The organism is Mucilaginibacter psychrotolerans (genome assembly GCF_004519315.1).
Lineage (GTDB): Bacteria > Bacteroidota > Bacteroidia > Sphingobacteriales > Sphingobacteriaceae > Mucilaginibacter > Mucilaginibacter psychrotolerans.
Genome location: NZ_SOZE01000061.1, coordinates 1 through 13,024 on the forward strand (window position 1 = coordinate 1; position 13,024 = coordinate 13,024).

9 protein-coding genes are annotated in these 13,024 nt (G+C 46.6%); 5 read left to right on the plus strand and 4 right to left on the minus strand.

The annotated features are described in order from the left end of the window. Nucleotides 1–190: 190 nt before the first annotated feature. On the minus strand, nt 191–484 hold the full coding sequence (locus tag E2R66_RS27645; RefSeq protein WP_133237038.1) for a YciI family protein: 294 nt from the start codon (nt 482–484) through the stop codon (nt 191–193). A gap of 128 nt (nt 485–612) precedes the next feature. On the opposite strand from E2R66_RS27645, the gene E2R66_RS27650 reads away from it, so the two are divergent. From E2R66_RS27650 to E2R66_RS27660, 3 genes are all read left to right on the plus strand, one after another. Continuing rightward, a complete protein-coding gene (locus E2R66_RS27650) occupies nt 613–1,785 on the plus strand; it encodes a galactokinase (RefSeq protein WP_133237040.1) in 1,173 nt (390 codons plus the stop codon). Between the two features lie 485 nt (nt 1,786–2,270). Continuing rightward, nucleotides 2,271–2,804, plus strand: a complete 534-nt coding sequence (locus E2R66_RS27655) for an RNA methyltransferase (protein WP_133237042.1) — start codon at nt 2,271–2,273, stop codon at nt 2,802–2,804. 170 nt (nt 2,805–2,974) lie between these two features. After that, nucleotides 2,975–3,559 (plus strand): YdeI/OmpD-associated family protein, encoded by a 585-nt coding sequence (locus tag E2R66_RS27660; RefSeq protein ID WP_134737972.1) that lies wholly within the window; start codon nt 2,975–2,977, stop codon nt 3,557–3,559. A gap of 45 nt (nt 3,560–3,604) precedes the next feature. Here the strand turns inward: E2R66_RS27660 and E2R66_RS27665 are convergent, their stop codons facing one another. The 3 genes from E2R66_RS27665 to gltB form a co-directional block, all read right to left on the minus strand. Further along, complete coding sequence (locus E2R66_RS27665; RefSeq protein ID WP_133237046.1) at nt 3,605–4,009, minus strand: DUF6169 family protein; 405 nt, start codon at nt 4,007–4,009, stop codon at nt 3,605–3,607. Between the two features lie 362 nt (nt 4,010–4,371). Continuing rightward, the gene (locus E2R66_RS27670) at nt 4,372–5,853 is read right to left on the minus strand and encodes a glutamate synthase subunit beta (RefSeq protein ID WP_133237048.1); all 1,482 of its coding nucleotides are present in this window, start codon (nt 5,851–5,853) and stop codon (nt 4,372–4,374) included. Between the two features lie 2 nt (nt 5,854–5,855). Beyond that, nucleotides 5,856–10,379, minus strand: coding sequence for a glutamate synthase large subunit (gltB, locus tag E2R66_RS27675; RefSeq protein WP_133237050.1), 4,524 nt, complete (start codon nt 10,377–10,379; stop codon nt 5,856–5,858). 251 nt (nt 10,380–10,630) lie between these two features. On the opposite strand from gltB, the gene E2R66_RS27680 reads away from it, so the two are divergent. Beyond that, a complete protein-coding gene (locus E2R66_RS27680; RefSeq protein ID WP_133237052.1) occupies nt 10,631–11,122 on the plus strand; it encodes a D-glycero-alpha-D-manno-heptose-1,7-bisphosphate 7-phosphatase in 492 nt (163 codons plus the stop codon). Between the two features lie 212 nt (nt 11,123–11,334). Next, nucleotides 11,335–12,861 carry a hypothetical protein gene (locus E2R66_RS27685; protein WP_133237054.1) on the plus strand — a complete coding sequence of 509 codons (1,527 nt, stop codon included), beginning with the start codon at nt 11,335–11,337 and terminating at the stop codon, nt 12,859–12,861. Nucleotides 12,862–13,024: the final 163 nt, after the last annotated feature.

The following is a 13,024-nucleotide window of genomic DNA, read 5'->3' on the forward strand; positions in this document are numbered from 1 at the left end:
TAGCTGATTAGCAGATTTGTACTTGATCATTAGTGCAAGGATTATGACCCTAAAATACTAAAACCTTTGCACTTTTAAAAGGAATTTATTATATAATATACTAACAATCAATTATATATACAATATTCACCAGGCCCTAACTAATTTCGCTGATTGGAACGCTCACTGCTAACTGCTAACCGCCAACTGCCTACTGCACCTGCGCTACTTTAAACGGCTTCACGTCTACGCTTTCCCATATCTTTTGGGTAATATAGGGTTCGCTCATCTTCCAGGCTTCCAGTTGCTCTTCGTTCTCAAATTGCAGCACCATTACCGAGCCTATCATTTTGCCGTCGTCATTTAATATCGCTCCGCCCAGAATGTAATTGCCGCTGGCTTTCAGCGCAATGGCGCCATCCAAATGATGTGGGCGAACGCCCATGCGGCGGTCGAGCGCGCCTTCGTCGGTATAATCGTAGCCGGTAACGAGGTATTGGTTCATATTGGTTTTGTTTAAAAGTATAAATATATAGCCTTTGGGTTACAAATTAATTGAAAAACCTGTAATAAAGCCTATAAAATAACTGTAAGTTTTACATTATATTTGTTTCTTAAACCATTAACGCCATTATGAGAGAACAATTACAACAGGAATTTTTAGCACACTACGGTAAAGAACATCAATATACATACTTTTCGCCGGGCCGGGTAAACCTTATTGGCGAGCATATCGATTACAACGGCGGCCTGGTTATGCCTTGCGCGGTTACCTTAGGTACTTACCTGCTTGTAGCCCCCAATAATGAGGGTGTTTTCCGCTTCAAAAGCATAAACTTTAAAGAAACCGCCGAGATTGTAGTTGGCTCAACCAACGCCAAAAAAGAAGAACTTTGGTTCAACTACCCTACCGGCGTTATCGAACATTTCAATAAAGACGGCAAGCAATTGCAGGGCCTGGATATGTTATACTATGGCAATATCCCCATCGCATCGGGCTTATCGTCTTCGGCTTCTATTGAAGTGGTAACCGCTTTTGCTTTGAATGATTTATTCGATGCCGGCTATACCAAATTAGAGCTCGTGAAACTAGCCAAATGGGTAGAGAACGTGTTCATCGGCCTGCAAAGCGGCATTATGGATCAGTTCTCCGTGGCCTTTGGCGAGAAGAACAAAGCCCTGATGTTGAATTGCGATACCCTGGATTACCAGGCGGTTGACAGCAACCTTGGCGATTACCTGCTGGCTATCATCAACACCAACAAACCCCGCAAACTCGCCGAATCTAAATACAACGAACGCGTGCAGGAATGCAATACCGCCCTCGCTGCCTTGCAACAGGAGTTGGATATCAAGTACCTATGCGATATCGATACCGAAACTTTCAATAAATACAAGCACCTTATTACCGACCACACCGTGCTTAACCGTGCTACCCACGTGGTAGAGGAGAACGACCGCGTAAAACTGGCTGCAAAAGCCCTAAGCAATAACGACTTGGCAGAGTTTGGCCGACTGATGTACGCTTCGCACCGCTCACTAAGCACCCTTTACGAAGTAAGCGGTAAGGAACTGGATACAGTGGTTGAATTCTGCAAACCCAATAAAGACGTAATAGGTGCCCGCATGACCGGTGCAGGTTTCGGTGGTTGCGCGATAGCCCTGGTTAAAAAAGATGCCTTCGAAAAATTCAGTGCAGAAGTAAGGGAGTACTACACCAAAGAGGTGGGCTACGCGCCATCGGTTTACAGCTCATTGATTGGCAATGGTGTTGGATTGTTGGATGAAGTAGTGGCGGTGTATTAATCTTTTAGTGAGTGGTGAATAGAGGGTGGTGAGTGGTTGCAAAACCCGCTAACATTGTCTATTCACCATTTCAATTTTCAACCACCCCGCCTGTTCAAGTGTCCACACTTGAACACAAGCATTTGTAAGCGTCCACGCTTACATACATAAACTCGTGAGCAAGGACGCCCACCATTGTTATTGCGACAAGTGTGGACACTTGGCGCGGCGTTGGTTTTTTTTACCCATAGCTATGGGTTTGAAACCCATCGCTAAATATTCACCGCCTGTTCAAGTGTCCACACTTGAACATAAGCCTTTGTAAGCTTACATGCATAAACTCGTGAGCGAGGACGCTCACCAATGTTATTGCGACAAGTGTGGACACTTGTCTCGGCGTTTAGTGAAGAATAGAGAGTGGTTGCATTTCGGCTCACCAGTCTACTTATTTATAATCGACATAAAACCAACTACTCACCAATCAACCACTCTCCACTCACCATCCCATGCGCAAACTCAAATTAGACGAACTTAACCGGGCCACTGTAGCAGAATTCCAGCAGCAGCAAAAGCTGCCCGTTGTAGTGGTGCTGGATAACGTGCGCAGCATGCACAACATCGGCTCGATATTTCGCACCTCCGATGCTTTGGCCGCTACTGCAGTTTACCTTTGCGGCATTACGGCGCAACCCCCGCATCGCGAAATTGAGAAAACGGCACTTGGTGCCACGCAATCCGTTGCCTGGGAGTACTTTGAAGATACGCTCCAGGCCATTGCAAAACTCCGCGCCGAAGGGTACAAAATAGTGGCGATAGAGCAGGCCGAAAACAGCACCATGCTAACCGAATTCCTGCCACTCGCCGGCGAAAAATATGCACTGATATTCGGCAACGAAGTAAACGGTGTTAGTGATGAGGCGATGCAATTGATAGATACCTGCATCGAGATACCGCAGTTCGGCACCAAGCATTCCTTCAATATCGTGGTATCGGCAGGCATCGTACTTTGGGATTTTTACTCGAAGATCGTTAGCAGATAAAAAAAGTTGTTCGTTGATCGTTCGTTGATTTCTATATTTGGTATGCTGGTTCGCTATTCCACTTTGTACAAATAAACGCGTCGGCAAGCCAACCAATGAACCAATTAGCCAAAAAACTATTTATAAAGCCAGGCTAAACCTGGCTGATATTGGACCCACCGGAAGACTATTTGGCAGCCTTAGAACCGCTGCCCGATGGCATAACGTTGACTTTTACCATAAATAAACCGGTTGACGGTATACAGCTATTCGTAACCTTGAGCACCGAACTGGCCGCGAGACTGGCAGACATCAAACCGATATTGCGACCGGAAACCGTTTTATGGGTTATCTACCCCAAGAAAAACAAAGGTATCGATACCGACCTGGAGATGATGAGCGGATGGGAAGTATCTAAAGAATATGGTTTGCGGCCAGTTGCTTCTGCAGCAATTAACGATACCTGGACTACCCTGCGTTTCCGGCCCGAAGTACTGGTAAAACATTCTGAGTTCCGTAATGAAACCGTTAAGCAAAACGACTTCTCGGCCTATATCAACCCCGAAACCAAACAGGTAACGCTGCCTGCCGATGTAGCCGAAGCCCTATCGGCAGTGCCCGAAAGCATCGGAATTTACAATAAACTGGCCTACTCGCACCGCAAAGAGTATGTGGTTTGGATACTCTCTGCCAAGCAGGACCAAACACGCTTAAACCGTATTAACAAAATGGTAGAGATGTTACTGGCCGGGAAAAAGAATCCATCGGAGAAATAAATTAGAATTTCACGAATTACGGCGAATTTCACAAAGCATAGCGGCTTAGTCATCCTCTTCGTTCTCGATATCTTCCAACATCCTCTTTTGGGTGTAATGGAAAGCGTCGATATATCGTTGTTTACTAGGGTTATCTTTCCTTATCAATAAAGCACTATACCAACCTTGCTCGGCATAGTCGATATGTGATTGATGGCGTTCGTATTCACTTTTTAATTCGTTGAACCAACGGCCAAAGATGATTCGTCTATTTCGGGCAAACCCATCGGTATTCAGGCATATATAAATAAACGCATCTTCGCTTCGCTTATCAAAAAAATTTGTTAAAATATTTAAAATGGTAGACTTAGTGCCCACATCGTAACGTTGCCTTTTATTGGGATTTTTCCTAACACACTCAAATCCAAAAGAACGAGCATCGACGAATTCTCCTTCAGTAAGAGGATCCATTAAATAGAAATCGGTAAAATAAACGAAATATTCATCTCCTGATGAATTAGTAAACTGGTACCCGCTGGAATTTGGCGTCAGATTATAAAGGCTTGACAAATTTAATATCCTTAAGAGTGGAAAGCGGTTTCCCCTCTTTAACAGCATTGCTAATTTTTATCTTATCTTCAATCAACTGAATGAAAGGATTGACAAAAGATTTCTTTTGCTTTTTAGACGTAGTATGCGATTTTGAGTTGGACACAATCAAATATATTAAAAGTATTTCAACTATAAAAATCGGTGGCAAATTGGGGTTCACCTCCAACAAAAAAAGCGCCCTTTTGAGGCGCTTTTTTTGTTGATGGGGTTTGGATTAGGGCTTAATAAAACACCTGCTCAAACTGGTTCACGGCATCCTTGCTTTCCAGGTTGCTGTGGCCCATTAAAAACTCATCTACCTTGCGTGCGGCTTCGCGGCCTTCAGATATGGCCCAAACCACCAGCGATTGCCCGCGGCGCATATCGCCAGCTGCAAACACCTTGCTTACGTTGGTGCGGTAAACGCCTTCTTTAGCTTTAACGTTCTTGCGTTCGTCAAGGGCTACGTTCAATTGCTGTAAAGCGCCGTCAAACTGCGGGTTTACGAAACCCATGGCCAAAAATACACGCTGGCAAGGTATTTCGCGTTCGCTGCCTTCAACTTCGTTGAATTTTATCGGGCGGCCCATCAGGTCAATCTCCCAGCTTACGTCCACAACTTTCAATGCACGCAGTTCGCCATTTTCATCGCCCAAAAACTCTTTGGTATTAATACCCCAAAAACGTTCAACACCTTCCTCGTGGCTGCTGGTGGTTTTAAGCACCATTGGATAGGTTGGCCAAGGCATGTGCGCGGTGCGCTGCTCCGGTGGCTGCACCATTACCTCAAACTGCCTTACCGATTTTGCACCCTGGCGGTTAGATGTACCTACGCAGTCGCTGCCGGTATCTCCACCGCCAATTACCACCACATCTTTACCTGAGGTGAGGATATCTTCGCCCTGCACGTCGGTATTACTAACGCGTTTGTTCTGTTGTTTTAAAAACTCCATGGCAAAGTAAACGCCCTTTAAGTCCCTGCCGGGGATAGGCAAATTACGCGGGATGGTTGAGCCGCCTGCCAATACAACGGCATCGTGGCTGCGCACGATCTCGTCGGCGGGGATATCTTTACCAATCTCGGTATTGCATTTAAAGGTGATACCATCTTCTTCCATGATCTGGATACGGCGATCGATCACCCATTTTTCTAATTTGAAATCGGGGATGCCGTAACGCAGCAAACCACCCGGGCGGTCATCGCGTTCAAAAACGGTTACGGTATGGCCTGCTTTGGCTAACTGCGCAGCGGCAGCTAAACCTGCGGGGCCAGAACCCACCACGGCAACCTTTTTGCCCGATTTGATAAGCGGCGCAGTAGGTTTAACCATGTTTTTGGAGTAAGCAACCTCGATGATGTGCTTCTCTATCTCCTCAATAGCTACCGGTGGTTTATTGATACCCAGTACACATGCCGATTCGCAGGGTGCGGGGCAAATTCTGCCGGTAAACTCGGGAAAATTGTTGGTTGATGATAGTATCTGGTACGCCTCGCCCCAGTTTTTGCGGTAAACGGCATCGTTAAACTCGGGTATAACGTTACCCAGCGGACAGCCGCTATGGCAAAACGGGATACCGCAGTTCATGCAGCGTGCACTCTGCTGGTTCAATTTCTCTTCGGGATACAAACCAACAAATTCGTTATAGTTTTTCAAACGCTCGGTAACCGGCGTTTTTTGGGGAAGTTCCCTGTTAAATTCCTGAAATCCTGTAGGTTTTCCCATGATTATCCTATAGCTTGTAATTGTTGTTTCTCTATTACTTTCTTATACTCTTTTGGATATACCTTAACAAACTGTGCAGATGTTTCTTTCCAGTTTTTAAGGATGCCCTGGGCAACTTTACTGCCCGTTAAGTGGATATGCTTTTTCAGCAAGGCAATAATTTGCTCTTCGTCCTGCGTAGATAGCGGATCCAGATCTACCATCTCCTTGTTGCAGTTATCGGCAAAGGTGCCGTTAGGGTTATATATCCAGGCTATACCACCGCTCATGCCGGCAGCAAAGTTACGGCCTGTTTCGCCAAGGATCAGTGCACGGCCACCGGTCATGTACTCGCAACCGTGGTCGCCAATACCTTCTACAACCGTGGTAGCACCTGAGTTACGTACCGCGAACCGCTCGCCGGCCATACCGCGTACAAACAACTCGCCCGATGTTGCGCCGTAAAGCGCCACGTTACCGATGATGATGTTTTCTTCGGGGCTGAAGGTTGCATTTGGGGCAGGATATACCGCTAATTGCGCGCCTGAAAGGCCTTTGCCCACGTAGTCGTTACCTTCGCCTTCCAGCTCAAAGGAAACACCTTTGGTGGTGAATGCACCAAAGCTTTGCCCTGCCGAGCCTTTGAATTTGTAGTTGATGGTATTATCGGGCAGGCCTGCTGAACCATATCGCTTAGATATCTCGTTGGATAACAGGGTACCGATGGTACGGTCAACGTTCTTCACATCGAACGTGGCAAATACCGGGGTTTTATCTTCCAGGGCTGTTTTAGCTTGCTCCAGCAGTTTCCAGTCGATAATATTATCCATGCCATGATCTTGTTTCTCGCTGTTGTAAAGCGTCATACCCTTGGTATTGTTCATCGGGTGCAATATGCCACTGAGGTCAACCTTTTTGGCTTTCCAGCTTTGAATATTATCGCGCACTTTGAGAAACTGCACGCGGCCAACCATTTCGTTCACCGTGCGGAAGCCCAGCTCGGCCATGATCTCGCGCAACTCTTCTGCCATAAAACGGAACAGGTTTACTACGTGATCTGGTTTACCGCTAAACAGCTTCCTTAATTCAGGATCCTGCGTGGCCACGCCTACCGGGCATGTATTCAGATGGCATTTACGCATCATGATACAGCCGCCTACAACCAATGCTGCGGTAGCAACGCCCCACTCCTCGGCGCCCAATAAAGCGGCTATTGCCAAATCGCGACCGGTCTTCAACTGACCGTCTGTCTGCAATACTACGCGGCTGCGCAGTTTGTTGCGCACCAGCGTTTGGTGTGCTTCGGATAAACCAAGCTCCCAAGGCAAACCGGCGTGTTTTACCGAACTAATCGGCGATGCGCCTGTACCGCCATCGTAACCGGCAATTAAAATAACATCTGCGTGTGCTTTTGCTACACCCGCAGCTATAGTGCCTACGCCTGCTTTAGATACCAGCTTTACGTTGATACGGGCAGCGCGGTTGGCGTTCTTTAAATCAAAAATCAATTGCGCCAAATCCTCTATCGAATAAATATCGTGGTGAGGAGGAGGCGATATCAGGCCTACACCGGGCGTAGAGTGGCGTGTTTTGGCAATCCAGTCGTCAACCTTATGGCCCGGCAGTTGCCCGCCTTCGCCCGGTTTTGCGCCTTGTGCCATTTTTATCTGCAGCTCATCGGCATTGGTGAGGTAATTTGAAGTTACCCCAAAACGGCCTGATGCCACCTGTTTGATAGCAGAACGCATCGAATCGCCGTTTGGTAGTTTATCGTAACGTATCTCGTCTTCGCCGCCCTCGCCGGTATTGCTTTTGCCGCCAATGCGGTTCATGGCGATAGCCATCAGACTGTGCGCTTCGTGCGAGATAGAACCGAACGACATGGCACCTGTAGCGAAACGCTTCATGATGCTTTCTATCGGCTCGACCTCATCAATGGTTATCGCTTCGCGATGATGCGCAAAATCAAGCAGGCCACGTATGGTGTAATGCTTCTCGGTTTGCTCGTTTATTTTAGCAGCATAGGTTTTGTATACTGCGTAGTTGTTGCTGCGTGTTGCATGTTGCAACAGGTGAACAGTCTCCGGGTTGAACAGGTGAGCCTCTCCCCTGCGTTTCCATTGGTAAATACCGCCTTCGGGCAGTAACCTAACGTCTGTTTTGGAGCTGCCGAAGCCGATTTTGTGTTTGCAAAGCGCTTCGCGGGCAATCTCGTCCAAACCTAAACCGCCAATACGGGTTATGCCGCCCGAGAAGTATTTATCTACTACGGCTTTGTTGATACCCAGTATCTCGAAGACCTGCGAACCATGGTACGATTGCAGCGTAGAGATACCCATCTTAGAGAATATCTTCAGCAAACCATCATTAACCGATTTTACGTAGTTTTTGTAAAGGGTCTTCGGATCGAGGTTGGTTTCCAGGCTACCGTTATCCTTCAGCGTTTCTATGGTAGAAAGCGCCAGGTACGGGTTGATAGCTGTAGCACCGAAAGCCAGCAAGGTGGCGAAGTGGTGTACTTCCCAAACATCGCCGGTTTCTACAACCAAACCTACCGCGCCGCGGCGGCCTCTTTTAATTAGGTGGTGATGCACTGCAGATACCGCAAGCAGCATCGGGATTGGTGCGTGCTCAGAATCTACAGCACGGTCGCTCAATATGAGTACCTCAAAACCATCATCAACAGCATCTTCGGCATAGCGGCAAAGCCTGGCTATACCTTTTTCCAGCGAACCGGGCATACCATCGGCATTGAAGTAGGTTTGCAGAGTTTTGGCGTGGAACAGGCCGGTATCTATACTGCGCAGTTTTTCTAACTGGTGGTTCTTCAGTATAGGGTGATCCAGCACAACGCAATGGCAATGCATTTTATCTTCATCCAGCAGGTTGCCGTTGTTACCAATGAAGGTAGCCAGGCTCATTACCAAACGCTCGCGGATAGGGTCTATCGGCGGGTTGGTAACCTGGGCAAAAAATTGCTTGAAGTAGCTTGATAAATGCTGAGGCTTATCAGAAAGGATAGCCAAAGGCACATCCGTACCCATAGAGCCTACCGGCTCTTTGCCATCAAGCGCCATCGGTTTAATGATAGTATCGATATCCTCGCGGCTGTAGCCGAATACCTGCTGGTAACGGAAAACCGAATCTGGCGACAGGCTGGCGAAAGCCAAACGCGGCTCAGACAGGTTGCTGAGGCGTATCTTATAATTATCCAGCCAGCGGCCATAAGGCTGCTGCGAGGTTACTTGTTTCTTAATCTCATCATCGGTGATGATCTTCCCTTTTTCGGTATCTATCAGCAACATTTTGCCGGGCTGCAAACGCCCCTTGCGCACTACGGTGCTTTCGTCTATAGCTAAGGTACCTGCCTCTGATGCAGCGATGACGCGGCCATCGTTGGTGATCACATAACGCAATGGGCGCAGGCCGTTCCTGTCGAGCAGGGCGCCTACCAGTTTACCATCGGTAAAAGTAATGGCGGCTGGTCCGTCCCATGGCTCCATCAAAGTAGCGTGGAATTCGTAGAATGCCTTTTTAACCGGGTCCATCTGTTCGTTGCCATCCCACGCCTCGGGTATCAGCATCATCATTACGTGCGGCAATGAGCGACCTGTGTGCAGCAATATCTCGATGATGTTATCTAAACAGGCAGAATCCGACTGGTTGTTATCAATCACCGGCAAAAGCATTTCCATTTCCTCTGCCGTGAAGTAGCTGGAAACGTATGATTTTAAACCGGCATAGAACCAGTTTAAGTTACCGGTAAGGGTGTTGATCTCGCCATTGTGTGCTATCAAACGGAACGGCTGGGCCAGTTTCCACGATGGGAAAGTATTGGTAGAGAAACGCGAGTGTATCATGGCAAAGCCCGATGCGATACGCGGATCGTTCAAATCTAAAAAGTACTGGCGCAACTGATAGGTAGTTACCTGCCCTTTATAAATAATGGTTTTGCAGCTTAGCGATGTAAAGTAAAAATACTCGCCTGCGGCAGGTACTGTTTCGTTTACGGTTTTGTTGATGTAACGCCTTAATATATACAGCTTGCGTTCGAAATCGTCGGCATTGGTAATATGGTGCGGGCGGGAGATGAACAGTTGTTCCACATCCGGCTCGGCCTGGCGGGCGGTTTCGCCAATTGCAGCAGAATCAACTGTCACCTTACGGTAGCCGAGCTTATGCAGCCCCATCTTTTCTATTGCATTGGTAATAATTACGCGGCATGCCTTTTTCAAGGCAGGCTCTTTGGGCAAGAATATCATACCTACGCCATACTCACCCGGTTCGGGCAAGTTAATTTCGAGGTTAGCACATTCTTCCATAAAAAATTCGTGGGGGAGCTGGATTAAGATACCTGCGCCATCGCCCGATAAAGGGTCGCATCCGCAAGCGCCGCGGTGCTCCATGTTCTCTAACATGGTCAGGGCATCATCAATAATGTGGTATGATTTATGTCCGTTGATATTGGTTATAAACCCAGTTCCGCAAGAATCGTGTTCAAATTCCGGCCTGTAAAGGCCCTGCTGGTTGCCATCGGTTTGATCCATCGTATTATCCGATTTTTTTGTAATTCGGGTAATAACGAAGTTAACGAATTATAATATTTTTAGAAAACCCCTACTAATTTTTTAAATATTATTAAAAATAATGCATTGTGACGTTAATTTATTATTAAGTCTACAAAAATCATGTACAATATATATGAAATTTTAAATTTTTTTTGATTGTTTCATATGCACACATAGTAAATAAAGTTATTAAAGTAATTTTGCCCAAAGCACATAACACCATATAATATATGCCCGGCAAGAATAAAGCAGTTTTTTTAGATAGAGACGGAGTACTAAACAAAGAGATGGGCGACTATGTTTGCCGCGTGGAAGATTTCCATATCCTGGATAATTTTGATGCTTTAAAAACGCTGCAGGATAAGGGGTACCTTTTATTGGTAGCCACCAATCAGGGCGGTATTGCCAAAGGCTGGTACGACCTTACAGAACTGGGCAAAATGCACGCCCTGCTTAAACAAACCTACCTGGAGCATGGGGTAGAAATAACCGACTTTTTCTTTTGCCCCCACCACCCCAACTTTACCGGCGACTGTGATTGCCGCAAACCGAAACCGGGCCTGTTGTTGCAAGGCATCGCCAAGTACGACCTAGACCCATCGCTGTCCTACTTCATCGGCGACCGCGAACGCGACGTGGAGGCAGGCACCTCGGCCGGTGTTACCGGAATTTTAATAGACAGCGATCAACCGATAGCAATGGTGCTTGATTTAATAGCGTAGCTTAGTGTATGTCCGTTCTTTCGGTTTGACAGGTCTGCTCCGTTAAGTAGCGAAAGCGGAACGAAATGCACCGATTTTTTTACGATTTTCTCGGGAAAGCACCGGTTTTTATCAGGTAAAATAGGCAGTTAACAGATAGTGTACGCGCAAATTTAAAACCCAATACTTGTAAGGTTGAAAACAATTTTTGAAAATTATCCTTTTACCCGGTAATGGCATTATCCAAATCCATAAAAGACTACGACAGTTTACTGGCTTGCGCGGTGGCTTTTTTTATCATTTGCGTATTTACCAGCTACAGCGGTATTGGCATCTCGCCCGATTCTATTATGTACACCAGCGCGGCACGCAGCCTGGCTACAAACGGCACGCTGAATACCTTCAACCATATCCCCATTGTTGATTTCCCGGTGTTTTACCCCCTGTTTTTGGGCACGATACGCATAACCACCGGCATCGACCCGGTGGCTTTTGGTGCCATACTCAATAGTATATTATACGCTTCCTTATTATATACCAGCGGCTGGATCATGAACCGATTCGTCCCTGCATCTCAATTTTATAAGTGGTTGATGCTGGCCGCTATAGTACTGAGCCCCGGTTTACTGCAGATATACACCTACTTATGGTCGGAAACGTTATTTATACTCGAGGTTCTTTTCTTCCTTATCGCTTTTAAGGAATATTTGAACACCCATACGCTAAATTGGCTCATTATCGCTGCAGCCATTGCTGCTGTAGGCTGCGTAACCCGCTATGCAGCAGTAACCATAGTAGGTACAGGCGGCCTGCTGCTATTGCTGGATAGGACGCTGACCATCAAAAAGAAGATAATCCACATATTAATATACGGTTTTATATGTATATCGCTGCTGGTTAGCAACCTGGTTTACAATGCATTCCTATCAGGAACGGTCACCGGACCGCGCGAGCCATCTATCACCCCTTTTATCAAGAATGTCTATTACTTCGGCAACGTCATGTGCGATTGGATGGGCTTCCCGCCCACCATGTATTTCCTTTCCATACCTCTAGCTTCCATAATCCTCCTTGGCTTTATTGCTTCGCTTGCCTATAATTTTTATCGCAGGCATTTAAACAGCTACGAAAACCTGGCCATCACTTTTTCGCTGGTGTATGGGTTGTTCATTATATTGTCGTCCACATTTTCGCGGTACGAGCGTATCAACAGCCGCTTGCTCTCGCCTTTATATATCACCGCGCTTTGGGGTTATACCAGTTGGGTGCTGCTTTGGCTAAAGCGCATTAGCCTAAAACGCACGCGTATTATTATAGGTACGGTATTTACGGTGCTGGCCTTAGGCTTTATTGGGAAGGAGTTTATGATAGACTACGCCCGCTACTCGGATCAGGTTAAGGACGAATTCGGCAACCCCGGTTATACAGATAACAGCTGGCAGGAATCGGAAATGGCTAATTATCTCCGCACGATGGATAAGAAAATTTTCGACCCGAAGGTAATTATCTATACCGATGCACACGAGGCGGTCTACTTCTTCTCGGGCTTGTCCGCATACCTCGTACCACATAAATTCTTTAAGGAAGATATTAAGGACTTCTATGAAACCCCACATTTCTACCTCATCTGGTTTAAACCGCTGGAAAACCCGGAGGTAATGACTTTAAAGGAAATTCAAGAACGGAAAAAGCTGAAGCTTTTGAAGCAGTTTCCGGATGGGGCTATTTATGAAAGTGATGAAAAGCAGGGTCTGAACTGACTTGTCCTGATATAGGTTTACACAAGGTCTTGTCCGTGTTTTGGTTTACACTTTTGGAATAATCGTATTCCAAATGAAAGAAAAGATGTTGGAGCAGTTTAGCTTCACGGAAGAGTTTAAAGAGAAACTTGTCCACTTAGTGATGTATCGGAACCAGTCGGTA